Origin of the sequence: Allobosea sp. LC85, assembly GCF_000735605.1 — a bacterium.
Taxonomy (GTDB): Bacteria; Pseudomonadota; Alphaproteobacteria; order Rhizobiales; family Beijerinckiaceae; genus Allobosea.
The window spans coordinates 24,749-45,683 of the sequence record NZ_JPKG01000011.1 but is presented as its reverse complement, the minus strand read 5'-3'; the positions used below and the strand labels follow the sequence as shown (position 1 = coordinate 45,683).

The following is a 20,935-nucleotide window of genomic DNA, read 5'->3' as shown; positions in this document are numbered from 1 at the left end:
TGCGACGCCGGGTAAAAAGACGTCACGGGAAAGCCGGAACTACGGCTCGCAGCGGTCAGGCTGCTCGAGCCTCGGGACGTGCGGGTCGACAAGGAGGCCTGCCTGAAGAGGCCTGCGCGCGCGGGTGTCGCCCAGCCCCGAAGACGCTCAGCCGGTGAAACCCATCATCGCGTTCAAGATGGCTGACGCCAGTTTTGTCGACCAGACGAATCTGATGTCCGGGCTCACTGAGGCGCCCAACCTGATGGATCTCAACCCCTTCGCGTTCGAGAATCTCATCGCCAACCTGTTTGGTCAGATGGGCTTGGAGAGCAAGCTCACGCGTTCGGCCGGGGATGGTGGGGGTCGACTGCGTCGCCTTCGACACGCGACCGGGATTGGCTGGCAAGGTCATCATTCAGGCCAAGCGATCTCTTCGGCTCGATGATGAACGAAGTCGCGAACAAGGGCATTCTCGTCACCACCAGCGACTATGGACCCGACGCCGTCACCTTCACCACGGATAAGCCGATTGAACTGATCGATGGCCGCGGGTTGCGCGTTCTGCTGCAAGCGATTGGAACGCAGGCGCGAATCGTTTTCCCGGAGCAGAATTGAAAGCGGCCTCGGGCATCGCAGGTCAGGAGCCGTCTGACGATCTGGTCGCTGCGCCGGCCGGAAAGGGCATCCAGGACGCCGGAAACGAACTCACGGCTGGATAAGACTTGGGGGCAACGTCAGCTCTTCTGCTTTTTGGGCAGGCCGTCCGAGCATGCTTCGCCTTGACGGTGGTGCAGGCGCAATGCCTGATTGCGGCATTCGCCGACGCATATTTTTCTGCGGATGTGGTTGCTTTCTCAGGGGGCCTGGGCCATCTCTAGCAATAACAAGACCCGCCACGCCTCGGACGAAGCCTTCGGGCTTCGCACTGCGCACCCCGGCGGGTTTCTTGTTTTTGGGCCCTGCCAGTTGCGCAGTCGCGGATGAAGTTTACCAAGCCCTCACTTTCGATTTCCGATCAGATTGTGTTGCTCGTGCGGCGAGGCATGGCGGTGCCAGACCCGGCGCGCGCCGAGCACTTCCTGCGCCATATCAGCTACTATCGGTTGCGAGCCTACTGGCTGCCTTTTGAGCAGCCAGCTGCGGCCGACGGCGACCACACGTTCCGCAAGGGAACATCCTTCGAAGATGCGCTGCAGCTCTACATGTTCGACCGGCATCTGCGCTTGCTCGTCATGGACGCGGTTGAGCGAATCGAAGTCTCGCTGCGCGGCGGCTGGGCGCACCATCTGGCGGTCACCTATGGGCCTCACGGCTACATCAATCCGCAGATCTATGGCGATCCCGCCAACTACGCGACGGCTCTCGCGAGCCTGATCGAGGAAATCGGCAGATCACGAGATACCTTCATTATCCACTACGGCCGAAAATACTCTGATCCGCAGCTGCCACCCATCTGGATGGCCGCTGAAGTCATGTCGCTGGGGCGGCTTTCGAAATGGATCGGTAATCTGGGCGCACGTGCTGACCGCCAAGCTATCGCCAAGACCTACGGATTGGACGAAAAGGTGCTGCTTTCCATCGCGCACCATCTCACTGTCGTGCGCAACATCTGCGCGCACCATGGCCGCCTCTGGAACAAGCAGTTCACGGTCACGATGATGGTCCCGAATTCGCCAGGGTCGCTCAAACTGGCAATGAACCCGCAGACGACGCGCAAGCTCTACAACACGCTCGCGACGGTTGGATACATGCTGCAGGTCATTGCGCCCGGCAGCGAGTGGCGGAGGCATCTGATCGAACTGCTGGACGCATACCCATTGGCACCGCCGGCGGAGATGGGCTTCCCGGCCAACTGGCGCGTCTTGCCAGCTTGGCGACTGCCGCCAGCGTGAGGTGTCATCGCCGGCGGTGACCGGATACCCCTTGGACGGGCCAGCAGGCCGTCCAACATCGGGGCAGGCCTAAACCCCGAACAACTGGTCATAGGGGATGATGCGCAGCATCCCCCGCATGGCGTCGAAGCGCAGTTCCTTCGGCGGGTGTGACTTGCGAGACGAGGATCGTCCTGGCGCCGCGCGAGACCAGCGTCTTGACATGGACGGGGCCGGGCTCGCCATCCCCGTCGGAATAGAGCTCGAGCAGGACCTCGTCGCCGATCTCCGGGCGGCGGCCGTCCTCGTCGGCACAGATCTTCTTTCGCGTGCGGCAGAGCGGGTACGTGCTGTTCGTCAAGGACCGCGCCAAACGCGGCATCGGGATCGCCAGGCGCCGTTTTGGGGCGCAAAGCCGACATTCGCTGTTGGACGATGATCCAACCTCCGTTCTTTGCGCGCGGCTGACGGGTCGCAGTCGTGCGAGTGCAACGGCCGCGGGGGCGCTCACATCAGATCATTCCATCGAGCCATGACTCGACAATGCGGACGAGCTGGTCAGGGGCTTCCAGCGGCACCATATGTCCGGCGCCTTCGATGACGACGAGTTCCGCATCGGGTATCCCCGCTCGCAACTGCTCTGCTTCCTCGACGCTGCGGACCCGGTCATCAGCGGATGCGACGATCAAGGTCGGACACGCGATCTCCCCGAGCCGATCGAGGTCGCTGCTCCGTGGATGCGCTGCCTGTCGCATGAAGACGTCGCCACCCAGGCGCTTGGCCATCTCCCGCACGCGGTCGACCAACGGGTCGTCGCTGCTTCGCGAATGGTGAAGCGTGCGCATCACCGAGGCTCGGCTCAGGCCGGCATAGCCGTGCGAGGCGACCCTTTCAACCGAACGAACCTTGCGCTCGGCTTCGTCGGGCGTATCGGCTCGGCCCGAGGTGGCGACGAGCACAAGCGCCTGAACGCGGTCCGGAGCCCTGCGGGCGATCTCCCGCGCGACGTATCCACCCATCGAGAAGCCGATCGCCACGAAGCGTTCCGGGGCCTGTGAAAGCACGCCTTCGGCCATCCCTTCGATGGTGTCGTGGCCGGTGAGGTCGCCATGGAAGAGCGTGTGGCGACGGGCCAGCGCGGGCGCCACCTCGCGCCAAAGTTCGGCGCCCAGCATGAAGCCGGGAAGCAGGACGAGGTTCAACGGGTCGTCCTCCACTCTATGAAACTCGGCGCTATAGCGTGACGGCCTGCAAGGAAAACTGCTTCCCGGACTCAAGGGGGATCAGCCTCTCGGAGAGGAAGGCGAAGCCGGTCCCTTCCGCAGCCTTATGGAAGTCATCTCAAACCCCCAGCAACTCGTCATACGGGATGATCCGCAGCATCTGCTTCACCCGCAGCGCGTCGAAGCGCAGTTCCTTCGGCGGGTTGTACTGGGAGACGACGATCGTCCTGGCGCCGCGCGCGACCAGCGTCTTGACATAGACCGGGCCAGGCTCGCCATCCTCGTCGGAATAGAGCTCGAGCAACACCTCGTCGCCGATCTCGGGGCGGCGGCCGTCCTCGTCGGCATAGATCTTCTTTCCCGCGCGATAGAGCGGGTACATGCTGTTCGTGATCAGGTTGACCGCAAAGGCGCGCTTGCGGCCGGCCAGCGCCGGAGGCCGGGTGGTGCGCTCCAGCACATCGCCGTTCAGCCGGAAATCGCCATCCTCCTCGCTGCCGCCGACCGCCGTGCCCATCACGGGCAGGTCGCGCGCGCCGCCGAGCGGCTTCAAAAGCTCAGGCTGGCCGGCGATCGCGGCATTGGGCTCGGGCTCGTCATCGCCCGCCATCAGCGCGCCGTCCAGGATCAGGTGCTTCAGCCCGACGGCGGCGAGCACGCTGGTCAGGTGCTTCGAGCGCCGGGTCTGGCCATCCTCGATCTTCTTGATCGCGACCTGGGAGACGCCGATGCGCCGCGCCAGCTCGGCCTGCGACCAGCCAAGTGCGTTGCGGGCATCCTTGATGAGCGGGCCGAGTTCCATAGCCCAATCAATAACTTAGGATATCGCGGCCGTCTCGATAACTTTTGTGATTGACTAATCATAACTTAAGTTATCAATATGGAGCATGACCTCAGCCGCTCACCTGACCTCAATCCACTCAGCGACGCCAGTCGCGCCAGCGACGCCGGGCGCGCCGGCGACGCCAGTCGATTCCGCGACGCCGGGCGCTGCCCTGACGCCGCCCGAGCTTTTGCGCCGCGAGATCCAGCGCGCCGGTTCCGAAGCGAGGCTCGCCACTGCTGCCGGCTGTTCGCAGGTGGCGATCAACAAGGCGAAGCGCGCCGCTTCCGTCTCGCCCTGGATGGCGCTCAGGCTCGAGGCCGCGACCGGCGTGCCGCGCCAGCACTGGCGCCCCGATCTCTGGCCGGGAAACGGCGTGCCGGGCGAGACGCCGGAGCAGGCCTTGCCGGAGAGGGCCGCGCCATGGCCCCCGCAGCCCGCCCGCATCGCCCGGTTCCGCAAACCTGTTTGCGTGACGCAGCTCGCTTTCCCGCTCGACAGGAGGCATCCATGACCGCGCTACCGATCCAGGGCTATGCCCGGGAGTATGGCAGCGCCGCCGAGATGCTGGCGGCCTATCGCGCCCGGCAGGCGCTGCCGTGGAAACAGGCGGCGAAACCGGACGAGCCGGCGCAGGCTATCATGCGGCCCGCGCGCGAAGCACCCGCCCGGAGCGAGACAAGCGCCCGCCAGGCCGAGAGCCGCGAGACCGGCAAGCGCGAGGCCGGCAAGCGCGAGGTGGGCAGGCAGCAAGCGGAGACCCGGCCAGGCGCGGTGCCCTGGGCAGTGGTGCGCAGGCAGTATCGCCTGTTCCATGCCAGCATGCCGCCGCGTGGCAAGGCCCGCGCCGGCGAGATCATCGCCGCGGTCGCAGCTGAGACCGGCATCGCCGTCGATGCGATCAAGGGCGAGCAGCGCGTCGCGCCCATCGCCCAGGCGCGCCAGCTCGCGATCTGGCGGGTGGCGGGCGAGACCGAATTGTCGCTCTCCGAGATCGGGCGGCTGTTCCACCGCGACCACACCACCGTTCTCCACGCGATCCGCGTCATCAATCAGCGCCGCGGCGCCGATGTCCGTTCCTATGGCGGGGTTCCGGCCGCCCGAACCGACGAGGGCAAGAGATCCGCGAACCAGGCATCCGCGAACACGGCATCCCCGAACAAGGCATCCCCCAACGAGGCTCCTGCCGGCCGCAAGCCCGCAGGCGGGACGGCGGTGGCGCCATGATGGCCGCACCCGATCCCAGCCCCCGCGGGCAGGGCAGCGCTCGCTGCCTGTCGCAGCAGCGTCATCTTCGCCAGTCCCCCTGCCGTCATCGCCCGAGAGGTGTCCGCTTGAGCCGCCAGTCCCGTCCTCGTGCCGGCTTGATGCAGGGCCGCACAATCATGGTAGTCTGCAAGTCTATCGGTGATGTCGCGCGCGCATCCGAGCCGAAGACCAGGGGTCTATTGGCGAAGGCGTCCGGGAGGATCGTCGGGGACAGGGAACTCTATCGCGGGGGCGCGAGATGAGCCGTGCCTGGATGCCGCTCTATGTTGCCGATTACCTCGCAAGCACGGGGCATCTCAGCGCGGCCGAGAACGGCGCCTATCTGCTGCTGATCATGCATTACTGGCAAAATGGCGGGCTCCCCGGCGAGGACCGAAGGCTCGCCCGGATCGCCCGGATGTCGCCGGCCGAGTGGGAGGACAGCCGCGACGTGCTCGCCGAGCTGTTCGAGGAGGGCTGGGTCCATAAGCGCATCGAGGCGGAGCTGAAGGTCGCCGCCGAGATCAGCGGGCAGGCGCGGGCCAAGGCCGTCCGGCGCTGGCAGGGCCCTGCGGCAGATGCCGGGGCGAATGCTGTGGCAGATGCCGGTGCAAATGCTGCAGCTGATGCCGGGGCAGATGCTGCAGCTCATGCTGGCGCTATGCCGGGGCAGATGCCGGGGCAATGCCAATCACAATCACCTACTACAACAGTATCTAACGATCCTGTTGTAGTGCGCGCCAAGGCGCCGCCCGAACACGTCCAGATCCTGGATTGCCTGAAATCGGTTCTTTCGGATGAGCGGGCTGTGGGCGTCATCGCCCATCGCAAGAAGCTGAAAAAGCCCCTCACGCTTCACGCCGCCAGGATCCTTGCCACGGAACTCGCATCCGTCACCGAGCCCGACAAGGCCGCGGACCTGATGATTTTGCGGGGCTGGCTGGGCTTCTGTGCCGAATGGGGCGTCAATGCCGGGCTCACGCTCGCATCCCCGCCGGGCCAGCCTGGGAGCGATGCCGCGTCCGGCGTCAGGATCTCGCCGGTCGACGATCCCGAAGCCTGGGATGCGTGGCGGCAGGCGAGGGGAGGCAAGCCCCTTCCGACCGACAAGACAGGCAGGTGGACCGTGCCCACCCGTCTTCCCCCGAGCACCACCCAACATGAGAGGGAGCAGGCAGCATGAATGAGCGATCCCCCGTTGGCATTCCCGACGAGGCCATCCTGAGCGGGCCGCAGCTCGACTGGCGACATGTCGATGGCCCGGCGATGTGGTGGGACTCGGATATCCACTGGCTGACACGGTGGGAGCGCCTGAAGCTCTGGCTGCACCTGACCACCGCCGACGAACTCGCCTGCATGCACTGGCCTGCGTTCGCGCTGCGCCGCTTCGTGCTTCTGGCGCAGCGCACGGCCTGCCCGGGCACTGAGACGCCCACCCCCGGAAACCCGAACCCGAGCACCGGCGAGCCCTAGCCAACAAACGCTGGAGTTTCTGACAGCGTGCGCCCGGCTGCGGGCGCGCGATGGCGGGCGGCTGCGCCGAGTTCCCGGCGAGAGGCCCGCACCAACCCAAGCCAACCCAAGCCAACCAGAGGAAGAAGACGAGATGGCACGCGCAGGACGCAAACCCCGCATCGATGTCGGCCGCTACCCGAACGGCCGGATCAGGAATGCCGAGCGGGGCGAACGCCCCGACAAGATCATGGCGGTGGCGCTCGCGCAGCCGCACCGCCGGGGCAATGCCTCGCCGATGGCCGGCTATGCCTTCGGCCGGATGTTTCTGGGCGGCATGATCGACCGGCGCCAGTTCGAGGCGGCCGAGACGGTGACGCGCCGTTTCGTGCGCTATCACCGCCACATCACCGACAGCCTCCCCAAGCTGCCGAGCATGGTCGCCGAGCTGGTGGCGGGCACGACAGGCGAGGGCGCCGATCTCGACGACGAGACGGTGGCCAAAATCCGCTCGGAGTATCGCGAGCTGCAGGATGCGCTGGCCGATGTCGGCCTGCACCATGACGGCAACGCGATCCTGATGCGGGTCTGCGTGCTCGACCGCGACATCACCGACCACGCGACCATGGGCACCTTCCGCTGCGCGCTGAACACCATCGCGCATCGGCTCCGGTTGAGCTGATGGCGTAGTTCAAGGTGGTGATTTGCGCCCGTGTCAGCGATGACCGGGCGCTTGTTCGTTTCAGACCCAACGAGGATGCCGCCGCCTTTCGCCGAAACGCTCCGCTGGCGTCTGCTTCAACCCACGACCATCCTCGACAGGTTCTCTGGGGCAGCCGGCACCGAGCCCGGCCTTGTCGGTTCTGTTCAGGCTGCAACCCGCAGCTTCAACCCGAGCGCCTTCATCACGCCCATCAGGGTTGAAAGGCGAGGGTCTCCCTTCTCGCTCAGGGCGCGATAGAGCGCCTCGCGCGTCACGCCGGCGTCCTTCGCCACCTGCGTCATGCCGCGCGCCCGCGCGACCTCGCCAAGAGCCTTGGCAAGAAACGCCGGGTCATCCTCATCGAAGGCGGCCTCGAGATAGGCGACCTGCTGCTCAGGGGTCTTGAGATACTCCTGGATATCGAATCTGGTCGTTTCGAGGGGCATGTCTCAGGCCTCCTTTGCCATTCGCTTGGCCTTTGCGATATCCGCCGATTGGCTGCTCTTGTCGCCGCCGTACAGCAACGGCGTCGTTGGTCAATGAAGCCCTCTGCTCTTGCCTCATCTCTCTCTTGTCTGCACTGCTGTCTAATTGGAGTTTAAGGGTTCCGAGCTGATATAGTTCTATGAAACTTCCGTTCTTTGGCCGCAAATCATCATCATCGCCTTCGCGAACACCGGATTCGCCGCCGTCAGTCAGCGGAAATGGCGAGGTCCATCCAGGGCATCGCGCCGTGCTCGATCATCTGCGCAGGATTGAGGCCACGCAGCCACTCGCACGCCCACAGCTCGTCGGCCGTATCCTATTCGATATGGTAGGCAAGATGATCGCAAACGATCGCGGCGTGCGCATGGAAGATCTCCTCGCGATCCTCGCATCATGCGGCGGTTTCTCCTGCTTGTCCGCCGCGTTCAGCGAAGTCCTCGGCCCTACTCCCCCGACCGGCAACAATCTGACGGTGGTGGAAGGCAAGGACGGCCATCGCTATTTCTTCGGCGACCTTCCCAACCGCTATCTCATCGAGAGCGAATTCGCGCTGCTCGGCTTGGCTTTGGGCATGGCTCAAGCTTGCGGCGGAACTGTCTCCCTGGATATGGCGCACCAGACCATGCGTCGGGTCGCGAACACCGTAGGCGGGGACGAATTCGGAAAGCCGGAGCTTCCCACCGAGCATCGTCCCGGCGATTTCCCGATCAACTACGTTCGCGACCACTGGCCGAAGGCTCTCGAAGCGCTAAACTTCTATGAAGTACCGCCAACGTTGCGACCGGCCGCGATTGGCTTTGCGCTTCAGCGCGCGATCGAGGCGGGCCAGGATGCTATCGATCCGACGATGGCGGCGCGGATCGTGATTGAGTGCGCCGTTCCGATGGCCAAGATCGATCCGGAGCGACTTGTCTAAGCTCGGATTCACCCACCTGCGACCGTCGGAATGTCTGCTCATGAGCAAGGCCCCCCGGCGGCTTTAGGGAGTGGGACCGGCGCGGGTGATCTGCGCCCGCCAGGAATGACCGGGCGCTTCCGCGTTCTGGTCTCGCAACCCTGCGACCCTGCCTGAGGTCTCAAATGCGCAACGCGCCGGTCTCCGCTCGCCGACTTCTGCTTTCAACGCGGGGGTCGCAGGTGGCGTCTTCCGACCAGGCAGCCCTGATCGGAAGAGCCGGGGCTATTTACCCAGCTGGCTGACCGGGAAGCACCAGGTCGGCCACCTTGTAGATGTGGAATTCGCTTTTCGAGACGGTGTCCAGCTGCTTGAACTTTTCGGCGAAAACCGGATCGGCAAAGAACTCGTCGACATTGTTCTCGTCGCGGATCGCCTCGATGTTCACGACGGTCTTGCCGTCCGTGCTCTTCGACAGGTTGCTCCAGAGAAACCCCGCCTTTCGCTCTGCGACATAGTGCACGACATCCTGGATGATCCTGAAGGCTTCCTCCTGCTTGCCGGGATGGGCATGGATGACGTTGACGACGAACACGGTGGGCTCAGGAGCGAAGGCGAATTCGGCTTTCGGGGTATCGGTCACGGGATCTCCGATCAGGAAGGGCCGGCGGAATTTGCCGGCGCGGCCAGAGATAGACGGCGCCACGGGGCGGAATAAATGGGCTATGTCTCCGGAGATAACGGACATGGATGTCCGCAATGGAGGCTTATGCCGTGGACAATATCGCTGCGTTGAACGCGTTCGTCGTGACCGCCGAGACGCGCAGCTTCGTCCGGGCCGGAGAGGCGCTCGGCGTCTCGGCCTCGGCCGTCGGCAAGACCATCGTCCGCCTGGAGAAGCGCCTCGGCGTCCGTCTCTTTCACCGCAACACCCGCAGCATCGCGATCACGGCCGAGGGCGCCATGTTCCTGGAGCGCTGCCGGCGGATCTTCGGCGAGCTGGAGGCGGCGGAGCAGGAGCTGTCGCAGAGCATCGCGGCGCCCCGCGGCAGGCTTCGCGTCAGCCTGCCGCTCGCCGGCATGCTGTTCATGCCGACGATCACGAAGTTCATGCAGGCCTTTCCCGAGGTCACGATCGACCTCGATTTCACCGATCGCCTGGTCGATGTGATCGAGGAGGGATTTGACGCGGTCGTCCGCACCGGGGAGATCAGCGATAGCCGCCTGATGATGCGAAGCCTGGGCAGATTCTCGCACCGCATCGTCGGATCAGCTGAGTATTTCGCCCGCTTCGGGACGCCTGAAAAACCGCAGGACCTGTCGGCGCATATCTGCCTGCACCACAAATATCCCTCGTCCGGCAAGCTCGAGCGCTGGCCGCTGCGCCACGACGGAAAGTCGGGAAAACTGGATCTGCCGATCTCGTCCATGGCCAGCACGCTGGAACCCTTGATCAGCATGGCCGAGGCCGGGCTCGGCGTCGCCTGCCTGCCGCTCTTCACGGTGGGCCAACAGATCGCCGAGGGGAGGCTGGTTTCCGTCCTGGCCGATCATGTCGAGGATGCCGGCGAGTTCCGCATCCTCTGGCCCTCCAGCCGCCAGCTGTCCCCGAAGATCCAGGCCCTCGTCAGGTTCATGGCCGAGAATCTGTTTCGCTCGTGACGGCAATCTCTCGCCTGTGCGACCTCGACGGAGGTCGCGGCAGGGAAAGCGGATTTGCCCCGAGCGACGCCACCGCCCTCGGCTCAAATCCAGGCGATACACAAGAATCGCATGAAGAAGGGTTTATATGCGTTTTTTATGCGTGCTATGCCGTTATTCAAGGTGGTGATGTGCGCCCGGGCCAGAGATGGCCGGGCGCTTCTGCGTTTCTGAGGCACACGTGCCCTCGACAGGTTCGCTGGCTCCTTGCGAGCCGACCTTCATGACGACCTCTTCGACATGAACGTGCTTCTCGACATCGAGAAACATATGGCTGTTGCCAATCGTGCGCCTAGGCGCGCACTCTCAGAATGGTGGCAGGGCCTCGCCGAAGGGGCACTTTGTGAATCGGACGCGGTGAACTATGTTGACGGCGTCGGCGGTGTCGTGACATGCGAGCGACCATGACCAAGTTTCAGAAGCGCAAGGCTTCCGCTAAGCGGTTCGCAGGCAGCTTTGTTGCCGGCCTGAGTACGCTTGCGGCCATTTGGCCAAGCTCTGCGCCCGCTCGTTATCCGCACCGATCGGAAACTGATGCGCTCAGGTCCGACGCGCGCAAGATCGGTAACGATCTTCGTCGCGTGATCAGCCGTGAGCAGGAACGTGTCACGAAGAAATAGGCCCGCCGCGCCACCCGCTCCTCAACAGCCGCAGCCAACGACGCACAGGGTCGAGGTGCATCATCAGAGTTGGGAGGGACCGCTTCCGTCGCCGGCAACCCTGGAGGCGTTTCGGGACATCGTGCCCGACGCTCCCGAGCGGATTTTCAGGCAGTGGGAAGTCGAGTCCGCTCATCGTCGAGACTATGAAATGATGGCGCTGAAGGGCTCGATCGCTCGTGACCAGCGAGGCCAGCTGGCCGCTATCGCGTTTGCATTGTCGGCCCTGGCGACTGGCATCATTGCGCTGTTCCTCGGATATCCCGCGGTGGCAGGCGTTGTGGTGGGAACAACCATCGTCTCCGTTGTCGCTGCATTCCTCTATCAGCGCCGCAAATCCTAATGTCCATCGGGCGCGGATGACATGACGAATTCCGTGACTGGCGCGCTCTGTGTGGTCAATCTCATCGCGGTCCAATATTACTGGAAGACGACCTTTGGCGAGTTTTCCTTCGTCGCAGGGCTGTCCGTCGTCGCACTGACAAACCTGGCGGTCCAAGCGGCCTCGCGTCGACTACGTCGATGATCAGCGATCCGCGGGCGTGATGCGCGTGCGCTGCTCCCGCCATCTCTCACCCCGCCCCGAGCGGGGTTTTTCATGGGATCCGCACCGATGGGCCGCCCATCCCTGTTCACGCAAAAGCTCGCGGATCTGATCTGCGAGCGCATTGCCGATGGCCAGAGCCTGCGGGCGATCTGCGCGGAGGCGGGCATGCCCGCGACCGGCACGGTGTTCCGCTGGCTGGAGTCGCACGAGGGTTTTCGCGGGCAATATGCCAGGGCGCGCGAATTCCGGGCCGATACGCTGTTCGACGAGATCCTGGAGATTTCGGACACGCCCGTCGAGGGCGAGGCGGTCAGGGCCGGCAAACCCGCGTCTGAGACCAGCAGGGGCGTCGACCATCGCAAGCTGCAGGTCGAGACCCGCAAATGGATGGCGGCAAAGCTCCAGCCGCAGAAATACAGCGACAAGCCCCCGCCCACTGTTCCCGGCGCGGAGGGCGCGGCTCCCCGTATCGAGGCCATTCGCCGTGTCATCGTTGATCCAACTGGAGATTCCGACAGCTAGGGTCTTTGCCCCGCTGCTCGAGCCGGCGCGCTACAAGGGCGCCCATGGCGGTCGCGGCTCCGGCAAATCGCATTTCTTCGCCGGCCTCCTGGTCGAGGACAGTTTGCGCGAGCGCGGGCTGCTCTCAGTCTGCATCCGCGAGGTCCAGAAGACGCTGAAACAGAGCGCCAAGCGGCTGATCGAGACAAAACTCGCGGAGTTCGGGCTCGGCCAGGCCGAGGGCTTCAAGATCTTTCGCGATACGATCCAGACGCCGGGCGACGGCGCCATCATCTTCCAGGGCATGCAGGACCACACGGCGGAATCGATCAAGTCGCTGGAAGGGTTCAAGCGCGCCTGGATCGAGGAGGCGCAGACGATCTCGGCCCGCTCGCTCAGCCTGCTGCGCCCGACCTTGCGCGCTGAAGGCTCCGAGATCTGGTGCGGCTGGAACCCGCGCCGCAGGCTGGACCCGATCGATGGGATGTTGCGCGGCCCGGCCCTGCCGACCGGCGCCGTCGTCGTCCAGGCGAATTGGAGGCACAACCCATGGTTTCCGAGCGTGCTTGAACGGGAACGGCAGGACTGCCTGCGCGACAACCCCGAGCAATACGACCATATCTGGGAAGGCGGCTATGCCAGCGTCTCGGCTGGCGCCTATTACGCGACGCAGCTTGCCGAGATGCGGCGCGAGGGCAGGGTCGGCGCGGTCGGCCCAGACCCGCTGATGACGATCCGCGCGATCTGGGACATTGGCGGCACCGGCGCCAAGGCCGATGCCTGCGCCATCTGGATCATGCAATTCGTCGGCCGTGAGATCCGCGTGCTGAACTATTACGAGGCGCAAGGCCAGCCGCTCGCCAGCCATGTCACCTGGCTGCGGGCGAACGGCTACGCCAAAGCGCTCTGCATCCTGCCCCATGACGGGGCGAGCAACGACAAGGTCTATGACGTGTCCTATGAGAGCGCGCTGCGCGAGGCCGGGTTCGAGGTCATCGTCGTGCCGAACCAGGGCAAGGGCGCGGCGATGCAGCGCATCGAGGCGGCCAGGCGGCTGTTTCCGGTGATCTGGATCAACGAGGCGACGACCTTGGCCGGGCTCGAGGCGCTCGGCGCCTATCACGCCCGCAAGCACGAGGCGCGCGATATCGATCTCGGGCCCGAACATGACTGGGCCTCGCATGCGGCCGATGCTTTTGGGCTCGCCTGCGTCGTCTACGAGGAGCCGCGGATGGCTAAGCGCGAGCGCAAGCTCAGGCTCGCCGGCAGGCCCGGCGGATGGATGGCGGCATGAGCATGACCAGGGACAAGGCCGGGACCGGCCAGGACATTGATGAGCAAGACACAAGCGCGATGGCTGCCGAGGACAAGGGCGCCGAGATGACGGCTGCCGAGGACAAGGCCAGGATCGTGCGCGACGCGCTGAAGGTCTATGACGACTGGATGGAGCGCGAGCGGGCCAATATCGAGGCCGGCTATGACGATCTCGAATTCCGCGCCGGCAACCAGTGGCCGCCCGAGATCGAGGCCGGGCGGATCGAGGAAGGGCGCCCGGTCCAGACCATCAACCAGATCCCGCAATATGTCCGCCAGGTCACCGGCGACATGCGGCAGATGCGGCCGGCGATCAAGGTCATCCCGGTCGACGACCAGGGCGACGAGGAGAAGGCCGAGGCGCTCGCCGGCGTGATCCGCTATATCGAGAACCGTTCCGATGCGCCGGGCGTGTATTTCCAAGGCGCCGACAGCCAGGTCACCTGCGGCATCGGCGCCTGGCGCGTGAAGACCGAATATGCCGGCGAGAGCACCTTCAACCAGGAAATCCGCATCGCGCCGATCGAGGATGCGCTCGGCGTGATGTTCGATAGCGACGCCGTGCTGCCGACGCGCGAGGACGCGGTGAAATGCCTCGTGCCCTTCGACATGTCGCGCGAAAAATTCAAGGCGCTGTATCCGCAGGCGAGGCTGACCGATTTCGCGGAGAGCGGGGAGGCGGGTTCGGCCCGCGGCGACTGGCTTGGCAGCGACACGATCCGGGTCGGCGAATACTGGTGCAAGACGCCGGTGAAGAAGACGCTGGCGCTGCTGGACGACGGCGCGATCGAGGACGTTTCGGGGGACGCGGCCCGCGCCGCAGCGCTGAAGGCCGCGGGGACCCGCGTCGAGACGCGCGAATCCTACAGGCTCCATCGCTCGCTCGTCACCGCCCATGAGGTGGTCGAGGGGCCGGAGCTCTGGCCGGGCTCGCATATCCCGATCGTCCCGGTGATCGGCGAGGAGGTCCGCATCGGCCGGCGCATCGTGCGCCATGGCGTGGTGCGCTTCGCCAAGGACCCGCAGCGCAGCTACAATTACCTGTCATCGGCGCAGACCGAGGTGACGGCGCTGCAGCCAAAGGCGCCCTTCATCGGCACCGAGAAGAATTTCGAGCAGTACCAGGATGTCTGGGAAACGGCGAACCGCCGCAACCACGCCTATCTGCCCTATACGCCCGACGGCGCCAATGGCAGCATCCCGCCGCAGCGCGTGCAGCCGGCGGTGTCGTCGCAAGGCATTGCCGAGGGCATCGAGCGGGCGGCGCGCGACATGCAGTCGGTCATCGGCATCTACAATTCCTCGCTCGGCGCGCGCTCGAACGAGACCAGCGGCAAGGCGATCCTGGCGCGCCAGCGCGAGGGCGACACCGGCACTTACGTCTATATCGACAACTGGGCCCGCGCGATCCGCCATACCGGCAAGATCCTGGTCGACCTGATCCCAAAGATCTACGACACGGCCCGGGTGCTGCGCATCATCGGCGAGGACGGCCGGACCGAGGAGATCAGGATCAACCAGCTTGGCGGCGTCGCGGCCGATGGCATGACGCCGCGGCTCAGCCATGACGTCACGACCGGCGCCTATGATGTCGCGCTGCAGATGGGGCCGAGCTATGCGACCAAGCGCGAGGAGGTCCGCGACGGCATGACGGCCTTCATCCAGGCGGCGCCGCAGACCGCGCCGCTGATCCTCGACCTCGTCGCCAAAGCCCAGGACTGGCACCTCGCCGACGAGATCGGCGAGCGCCTGGAGACCGTGCTGCCGCCCGAGATCCGCGCCCTGAAGGCGCAAAAGGCGGGCAAGCCGGTGCCGCAAGCGCCGCAGCCACCGCCCGACCCGGGCCAAGAGGCGGCCCGGCAGATGGAGCTGGCGACGCGCGAGGCGGAGCTGGTCGGCAAACAGGCGGATGCCCGCCGCAAGCAGGCTGAAGCCGGCAAGGCCGAGCTCGAGCTCGAGCAGGCGATGGCCGCGCAGATGCTGGCGGCCGGGGGCGGGCCGTCGGCAGGCGAGCCGCAACCCGACCCGGCGCTGGCCGGCATGGCCCAGGCGATCGTCGAGCTGCAGGGCGTGGTGGGCGAGATTGTGCAGGCGCTGCAGGGGCCGGCGGGGGAGGTGGAGGGTTCGGGAGGGCTGATGGTTGAGCCTGAGCCTTTCGCGGAGCCGACGGCGGGGCTGATGCCGATGCAGCAGCCGTTGCCAGTTGAGGTGCGATATTCAGCGGCGGAACCGCAGGGCCAGCCCCCGCAGTTCTAGCTGCGTCGCCGGTTGTGCTCTACCAAGTATCAGGCAAGCTGCACGCGGGAGAGGTAACATCAATCAGGCGGTAGATATGATAGCGGCCATTCGCGGGCACCTCTCGGCGCGGGTACACCTTGGGGATCCGAGCCTTTACTTGTACTCTCTTATCAGAACATGCAAATACAGCGGACGCAATCGCCTGCACCTTTGGACCTCCGACGAACACGCTTATAACGGCATGTTCACCCGCTCCCTTTGAATAACTTCTCAGCACGTCAAGATGCGAAGATAGACTGAATGCAGGCACATCCGATACCTCGGATTCTTCAAGGCGGTACATCTCCTTCACCTTCGAGACTTGCTGATCAAGCACGTAATCCACTTCCGGATGAAGCGAGCTGCGGGGCACCAGGACAGCGACGCGCTCGGGACTAAATTCATTAACCAGACCGTAGAACATGTCGGCATCACCGCCGAGGCCGACCAGGAGCAGCTTCTCTTCTCCCATGCCTCCGCTACCTTCCAGCAGTGGAACAGTCTCGTACCTGTCAACCAGACTGGAGAATGAAGCTGAATTATCGCCCTTCTGATAGGATCCCTCAGCATATCCAAAGTCTATGGCGTGAATTGCCCCGCTTCCCAATCCGTGAGCGATGAGCCATTGCATGTATATGCGCGGCATTGTCGAGCAGTCGACAAATACGCGACGGAATGTGCCATGGTATGAACCGATCCTGTTTGATAGCTCCGACAGGGTCATCTGTAGCGTGTTTATGTTCCTCTGATAGTCGACTGACGGACGCAACGCCAGTTCCGTCAATTCCGCACCGCAGAGTGCAGAGAACTCCCGCAATTTCCGCCTGCTCTCGTCAATAGCTGCTTCGCCAGAATCCGCGAGCGCGAAGTCAAGGACGAGCACCTGCTTGACGGCCAGCGAAATGTGCCGCTCCAGCGCAGCGCACCTGCTCTCCCATCCGAGCGCGACGATAGCTATGTCCGCCGAAATGGAAACGCGGTGCTCGATCAGGCATTCAGCGACCGCGATGTTTCCATAGACGCTGTATTGATCATTAAACATTGGTAGTCCCGTCGTCGAACAACGATCTCTGGAGATGACTCCAGTCCTCGACTGGGAGACCAATTTCCTTAAATACCGAGTCGGCCCAATCCTCCGGCGTCTGCTTGCGAGTAAGGAGAAGCTCCACCACTCGCCACGCGGGCAGGGCATTGGCCACATAGGGGCCGCGATAGGAGAACCTAAAGTGAGGTGCAAAGCGTCGATGCAATCGAACAGTTACCTCGGTGGAATCCGGGTTCTCGTAAGGGCTCTCAAGTTTGCCACGCTCGGAGACCTCCCGGATGAATCCATCTTTCTCGGCACGTTTTAGGACTTCATCGATCTTGCTGTCTGGAAGCTCCATCTTTGCCGCTATTGAACGAAGCTCACTGCGGTTTATGCTGAACAACCCTCGTTCTGTCGTTCCAATGAAATCATTCTCGTCAGATTCCGTCTGCAGTTTCGTCGTTAATCTGCCGAGCGCACGTACCATCCTCACGCTCTCCTCCTCAAAGGGTTGCGCGAGCGACTCCAATCCCTGCAGTTTCTTTTCGGAGGCCGAGATGACAGCTTGCCGCTGCTGTTCAATCGAGATCTCTGTTTCGGAGTTGATGAAATCTAAGATTCGACTAATACTCGCGCTTCTACCGACGGCGCGAGAGTATATTTCGCCCATTATATCGAGGAAATCGCGTATGCACAGGTCACTTAATTGGATAATGATCTGGTGACCCACATACGGATACTCGTGAAGACGAAGCATGCGGCACGCTTCCAAAAAGGCCCAACCCTGCTTTCTCGCGAGAATCCGCTGAAGTGCCTTAACGTCGATTGAGGGCACGCGACGCTCTCGCTCCTTATCTGGCATCTGGCTCAGCGCTAACCCTTCGACGTAGGGGCGCGCCTTCGAGTTCGGGGTGAGTTGCCCCAGTTGCGCTCGTGTCATGTTAAGTTCGAAGAATTCCCGAGCCTCGTCCGCAATACGGATCAGCTTCTGACGGCCTTCAGAACTCTCAGGACTGGCGCTCTGGATAACCCGTTCAAGGATCTGGTTGAGCGATATCACCCCCAAGCGGCGCTTGAGCGAAAATGCGGTGAGTGGGTGTTTGATTTTAAGTTTATCTCGCGCCTTGTCAGGTAACGCATAGAAAAGACGCAGCGAAGCGACATTCTGACAGAGTTGCGCGAATTCCTTGTCGGAGACAGAATCTAAGTTCTCAACATCTCGATCAGCATTAGATAGTGACTGACCGGGTATAACCGTCCTGATGGTGTCATAGAGGCCACCTATATACGCTAGCACCCATTTCACCTCGCCACGTGTCTTTCGGACAATCGTGTTAAGGAATTGCTGCTGGAGCGGTGTGAGAACCTCACAGTCATCGATCATGATCTTTAACTTGATAGGCGGCTTCGCCTGGAAGGCAGATCCTTTGATCAAGGGAGATACTTCACTCACAACCCTGCTTAAGATGGAGCCGGGATCAGTCGCGAAGAAGGGTGAATCGCTCCCTCTGCCACCCATGAAGAAAGCATTGAAGCATCGTTCAATGTATCTCGACACGAGGAATTTAAGTTCATCAAGTCCGAAGAAATCTGGGTTTCCTTCGAACTTCAAGAAGTGCAATACGTCCCGGTTAATTCGAAAAGCGACCCCCCTGTCATCGGTCGCAGAGTAGTCTAGATGCCCCTCCCTTCGAAGAGAACCAAGAGTTTCCAAAAATCGTTCAACTATCTTGAGCTCAAGATAGTGTGAAAAAATCACAAATTGTCTGTTCCTAAGCGCTTCCGGATCAAGGCGGATGTGTTCAGGGATGAGCGAGAGAACGGCGTTGTCGATAAGTGGCGAGAATGTTTCGTTGAGCTGGAAGAACACTCCATACCAGTGGAGAGATCCGATCTGTTCAGCAAGACTTTGGTCGTCAAGAATATGAAGCGTTGACATCGAGCGCAGAATGCTCGTCTTGCCACTGCCCCGTGTACCGGCCACGAATACGGGCTTTGCCGCATTGGAAATGTCAGCGGCTTTCTTACTAAACCATAGGACAGGGCGGCTTTCGTACTCAATTCGGTTTGGACCGAAAGGATTTTGCATCTACTTGCCCTTCACTTGAATTTTCCAGTCCTTGTTGGATCTGCTCAATCCATGAATTTCAATATATTGAGATGAATGGAGCATAACCAGAGTGTCTTCCAATATATTATCCGCCAATTTTGGTTGAAATAAATCAGAAAGTTCATTCCAGAACAGTAAATCACGATCTCTATCGACTCGATATTGCTTCAATTTGGACAAGAGAGCAAAAGCGTTGCTGTCCAATGCGGTTCGCGAATTTAACGATGCCGGGATGAAGCAATGCTCCTCCTCGACGAGAGTTCCGTCGGCGGGCCTCGAACGGTAGGGAATCACCCTTACTCCGACAAGGTCGTCGTGATCTGTGATGAACAAGATGAGCTCGTTGAACCCTCCGGCAATCTCTGGAGCGGCAATAGAAACGACCTGGCTGCCGAGCTTTCGGGGGTCGCTGACTACCTCAATAGGGTCCTGATGAATGTGACCGTGGAGGTACAGGATTGGCTTGCAAGCCGAAAGAAGTTGGGTGCGAACGAAACCCGCGTTCAGCATCTCGGCGTATGGAGAGATGCGTGGTGTCTTCTGCGGAAGCAGATTGTGGTGCCCGACGATCACTCCGAACGCCTGTTTTGCCTCCAGCAAGTGCTCCATCAGGCTGTTGAGCATGGGGGCAGATACATAAGGAGTGTCGAGCTGGCTGTAATACTGGTCGATAAGATCCTTTGGCTTCTCTGGAGGTACAATCGCAGTAGGGATTGCGGGCCCGTCATCAACCGGTACGGGGCTCCCCAGATCGATGGGAGTGGACCAGTCGTCCGTCTTAAGTTTGTCCCTCAGAAACCCCGGTAGATTCTGAAGTTCCCAGCTTCCTATCGACGTATTCACGAGCAGGATTTCCGTGGGACATTCCGTTTTCCCCACGGAGACGGCGATCGGCCGATCGAGCGGTACGGGTTGCCAGCCAAACCGTTCGGCCAATTGGCTGATCATTCGGAATTTTTCGATCTTCCCCAGCTCAAGTGCGTCCTTTCGATTGACGTCATGATTGCCGGGAACGAACAGCAGAGGGATCGTCCTAGAGGCTGCACCACCGCCTCGGCAGAGCAGCGAAAAATGCCGAAAGGCGCCTTCAAGGAATTCCGACTTGCCGCGGGAGGAGAAGTCTCCGACGAAGACGACCCCGTGCATAGAATCCGAAAGCGCCAGATGGCGCAATTTCCGTAACACCGCTCTAAAAGCAGAGCTTCGAAGATTTTCGGAGATGGCAGGCGAAAATTTCTGATCTTTGGCATCTACGTCGCTGGCTACGAAATGCCAGTCTGGATAGTGTATATCACCAACCTGAAGGATTCGAATTCGACGCATTTTGGACCTCGCACACCTATGCCTAGTCCGAGGCGGGCGCGGTTTCTAGGCGCTGGGCCGCAGCCATCCACACCTCCTCAATGCTCCACCGCGATAGCGAAGCTTCTCGACTCGCAAGTTGGCCTCAGGATTATTCGCGCCTATCCGCCGATTGGCGGGCCCTCGCCGAGGAGCGTCCTAGCCGCGATCGGGAAACGCCTGCTGCGCGCACTGATCACGCGTAAGCGGTGGACACTGTCTGGTGTTAGAATTCGAACGCGGTGGCGTCCTGGACGCGCTTCGGACGGGTGGCGGCATGAGCGACGCAAACGGGAATGAGCGCGACACGTCGGGCGCCGTGATCCGGCCGCCGATCGCCTGGGCGCTCGCGGTGCTCGTTGGGCTCGCGCTAGACTGGCTTTATCCGCTGCGGTTCCTGGCGCTGGAGATGCCGGCGGGCGCGCTCGGCGGCATCCTGTTCCTCGCGGGCCTCGCCCTGCTGGTCTGGGCGGCGACGAGTTTTCGCCGCGCCGGCACGCAGATCCCGACCACCCAGCCGACGACGGCGATCGTCGACCAGGGGCCGTACCGCTTCACGCGCAATCCGATCTATCTCGGCATGTTCTTCGGCCTCATCGGCCTTGCCGTCGCCGTCAACAGCCTGTGGCTCCTCGTCCTGCTGCTGCCGTTCTATGTCGTCATCCGCTACGGCGTGGTCGCCCGCGAGGAGGCCTATCTCGATCGCAAATTCGGTGAGGTCTATCGCGCCTACAGGGCCCGCGTCGGGCGCTGGCTGTAGCGAGCGTGGGTCAGC

General features: G+C 62.6%; 25 protein-coding genes. 17 read left to right on the top strand and 8 right to left on the bottom strand.

The genetic code is table 11. The features are described 5' to 3' along the window. Positions 1 to 154: 154 nt before the first annotated feature. The 3 genes from FG93_RS33275 (at position 155) to FG93_RS05570 (ending at position 1,874) form a co-directional block, all read left to right on the top strand. Entirely contained in the window at positions 155 to 427 is a 273-nt protein-coding gene (locus FG93_RS33275; protein WP_043232798.1) for a hypothetical protein, read from the top strand. Then, positions 424 to 597 (top strand): restriction endonuclease, encoded by a 174-nt coding sequence (locus FG93_RS33270; protein WP_200878075.1) that lies wholly within the window; start codon positions 424 to 426, stop codon positions 595 to 597. The genes FG93_RS33275 and FG93_RS33270 overlap by 4 nt, the downstream gene beginning before the upstream one ends. Positions 598 to 962: 365 nt before the next feature. Next, positions 963 to 1,874, top strand: coding sequence for an Abi family protein (locus FG93_RS05570; protein WP_043232795.1), 912 nt, complete (start codon positions 963 to 965; stop codon positions 1,872 to 1,874). An 88-nt stretch (positions 1,875 to 1,962) separates the two neighbouring features. Here FG93_RS05570 and FG93_RS05565 read toward each other — a convergent pair whose 3' ends face one another. From FG93_RS05565 to FG93_RS31055, 3 genes are all read right to left on the bottom strand, one after another. Continuing rightward, a complete protein-coding gene (locus FG93_RS05565) occupies positions 1,963 to 2,214 on the bottom strand; it encodes a hypothetical protein (protein WP_152579329.1) in 252 nt (83 codons plus the stop codon). 151 nt (positions 2,215 to 2,365) lie between these two features. Next, positions 2,366 to 3,055 (bottom strand): alpha/beta fold hydrolase, encoded by a 690-nt coding sequence (locus FG93_RS05560; RefSeq protein ID WP_043232791.1) that lies wholly within the window; start codon positions 3,053 to 3,055, stop codon positions 2,366 to 2,368. Between the two features lie 139 nt (positions 3,056 to 3,194). After that, positions 3,195 to 3,878: a helix-turn-helix domain-containing protein gene (locus FG93_RS31055; protein ID WP_052513408.1), complete on the bottom strand. Its 684-nt coding sequence runs from the start codon at positions 3,876 to 3,878 to the stop codon at positions 3,195 to 3,197. Between the two features lie 85 nt (positions 3,879 to 3,963). On the opposite strand from FG93_RS31055, the gene FG93_RS32815 reads away from it, so the two are divergent. From FG93_RS32815 to FG93_RS05530, 5 genes are all read left to right on the top strand, one after another. Continuing rightward, on the top strand, positions 3,964 to 4,413 hold the full coding sequence (locus FG93_RS32815) for a hypothetical protein (RefSeq protein ID WP_043232788.1): 450 nt from the start codon (positions 3,964 to 3,966) through the stop codon (positions 4,411 to 4,413). Continuing rightward, a complete protein-coding gene (locus FG93_RS31665; RefSeq protein ID WP_052513407.1) occupies positions 4,410 to 5,126 on the top strand; it encodes a helix-turn-helix domain-containing protein in 717 nt (238 codons plus the stop codon). The genes FG93_RS32815 and FG93_RS31665 overlap by 4 nt, the downstream gene beginning before the upstream one ends. Before the next feature lie 280 nt (positions 5,127 to 5,406). Beyond that, entirely contained in the window at positions 5,407 to 6,330 is a 924-nt protein-coding gene (locus FG93_RS31045; RefSeq protein ID WP_081881324.1) for a DUF1376 domain-containing protein, read from the top strand. Beyond that, positions 6,327 to 6,620 (top strand): hypothetical protein, encoded by a 294-nt coding sequence (locus FG93_RS05535; RefSeq protein WP_043232786.1) that lies wholly within the window; start codon positions 6,327 to 6,329, stop codon positions 6,618 to 6,620. Before FG93_RS31045 ends, FG93_RS05535 begins: the two co-directional genes overlap by 4 nt. A gap of 133 nt (positions 6,621 to 6,753) precedes the next feature. Beyond that, positions 6,754 to 7,281, top strand: a complete 528-nt coding sequence (locus tag FG93_RS05530) for a hypothetical protein (RefSeq protein ID WP_043232783.1) — start codon at positions 6,754 to 6,756, stop codon at positions 7,279 to 7,281. 185 nt (positions 7,282 to 7,466) lie between these two features. Here the strand turns inward: FG93_RS05530 and FG93_RS05525 are convergent, their stop codons facing one another. Beyond that, a complete protein-coding gene (locus tag FG93_RS05525; protein WP_043232781.1) occupies positions 7,467 to 7,748 on the bottom strand; it encodes an addiction module antidote protein in 282 nt (93 codons plus the stop codon). A 179-nt stretch (positions 7,749 to 7,927) separates the two neighbouring features. Between FG93_RS05525 and FG93_RS05520 the strand changes: the two genes are divergently transcribed. Further along, positions 7,928 to 8,704, top strand: coding sequence for a hypothetical protein (locus FG93_RS05520; protein ID WP_043232778.1), 777 nt, complete (start codon positions 7,928 to 7,930; stop codon positions 8,702 to 8,704). Between the two features lie 268 nt (positions 8,705 to 8,972). Here the strand turns inward: FG93_RS05520 and FG93_RS05515 are convergent, their stop codons facing one another. Continuing rightward, the gene (locus FG93_RS05515) at positions 8,973 to 9,326 is read right to left on the bottom strand and encodes an antibiotic biosynthesis monooxygenase (protein ID WP_043232871.1); all 354 of its coding nucleotides are present in this window, start codon (positions 9,324 to 9,326) and stop codon (positions 8,973 to 8,975) included. 131 nt (positions 9,327 to 9,457) lie between these two features. Here FG93_RS05515 and FG93_RS05510 point away from each other — a divergent pair, with 131 nt between their 5' ends. From FG93_RS05510 to FG93_RS05485, 7 genes are all read left to right on the top strand, one after another. After that, a complete protein-coding gene (locus FG93_RS05510; RefSeq protein WP_043232869.1) occupies positions 9,458 to 10,345 on the top strand; it encodes a LysR family transcriptional regulator in 888 nt (295 codons plus the stop codon). 443 nt (positions 10,346 to 10,788) lie between these two features. Beyond that, a complete protein-coding gene (locus FG93_RS32810; protein WP_043232776.1) occupies positions 10,789 to 11,004 on the top strand; it encodes a hypothetical protein in 216 nt (71 codons plus the stop codon). After that, on the top strand, positions 10,976 to 11,386 hold the full coding sequence (locus FG93_RS33805; protein ID WP_081881323.1) for a DUF2335 domain-containing protein: 411 nt from the start codon (positions 10,976 to 10,978) through the stop codon (positions 11,384 to 11,386). Before FG93_RS32810 ends, FG93_RS33805 begins: the two co-directional genes overlap by 29 nt. A 21-nt stretch (positions 11,387 to 11,407) precedes the next feature. Next, complete coding sequence (locus FG93_RS32800; RefSeq protein WP_161783777.1) at positions 11,408 to 11,569, top strand: hypothetical protein; 162 nt, start codon at positions 11,408 to 11,410, stop codon at positions 11,567 to 11,569. 87 nt (positions 11,570 to 11,656) lie between these two features. Further along, positions 11,657 to 12,112 carry a hypothetical protein gene (locus FG93_RS33265; protein WP_043232772.1) on the top strand — a complete coding sequence of 152 codons (456 nt, stop codon included), beginning with the start codon at positions 11,657 to 11,659 and terminating at the stop codon, positions 12,110 to 12,112. Beyond that, positions 12,075 to 13,385 (top strand): PBSX family phage terminase large subunit, encoded by a 1,311-nt coding sequence (locus tag FG93_RS05490; protein ID WP_348270467.1) that lies wholly within the window; start codon positions 12,075 to 12,077, stop codon positions 13,383 to 13,385. The genes FG93_RS33265 and FG93_RS05490 overlap by 38 nt, the downstream gene beginning before the upstream one ends. Then, entirely contained in the window at positions 13,382 to 15,661 is a 2,280-nt protein-coding gene (locus FG93_RS05485) for a portal protein (protein WP_161783776.1), read from the top strand. The genes FG93_RS05490 and FG93_RS05485 overlap by 4 nt, the downstream gene beginning before the upstream one ends. A gap of 19 nt (positions 15,662 to 15,680) precedes the next feature. Here the strand turns inward: FG93_RS05485 and FG93_RS05480 are convergent, their stop codons facing one another. The 3 genes from FG93_RS05480 to FG93_RS05470 are packed head-to-tail and all read right to left on the bottom strand — an operon-like array spanning position 15,681 to position 20,142. Next, on the bottom strand, positions 15,681 to 16,724 hold the full coding sequence (locus FG93_RS05480; RefSeq protein WP_043232766.1) for a hypothetical protein: 1,044 nt from the start codon (positions 16,722 to 16,724) through the stop codon (positions 15,681 to 15,683). After that, complete coding sequence (locus FG93_RS05475; protein ID WP_152579326.1) at positions 16,717 to 18,798, bottom strand: hypothetical protein; 2,082 nt, start codon at positions 18,796 to 18,798, stop codon at positions 16,717 to 16,719. The genes FG93_RS05480 and FG93_RS05475 overlap by 8 nt, the downstream gene beginning before the upstream one ends. Further along, positions 18,799 to 20,142: a metallophosphoesterase gene (locus tag FG93_RS05470; protein ID WP_081881321.1), complete on the bottom strand. Its 1,344-nt coding sequence runs from the start codon at positions 20,140 to 20,142 to the stop codon at positions 18,799 to 18,801. It lies immediately after the preceding gene. Between the two features lie 295 nt (positions 20,143 to 20,437). Here FG93_RS05470 and FG93_RS05465 point away from each other — a divergent pair, with 295 nt between their 5' ends. Further along, on the top strand, positions 20,438 to 20,920 hold the full coding sequence (locus FG93_RS05465; RefSeq protein WP_043232867.1) for an isoprenylcysteine carboxylmethyltransferase family protein: 483 nt from the start codon (positions 20,438 to 20,440) through the stop codon (positions 20,918 to 20,920). Positions 20,921 to 20,935: the final 15 nt, after the last annotated feature.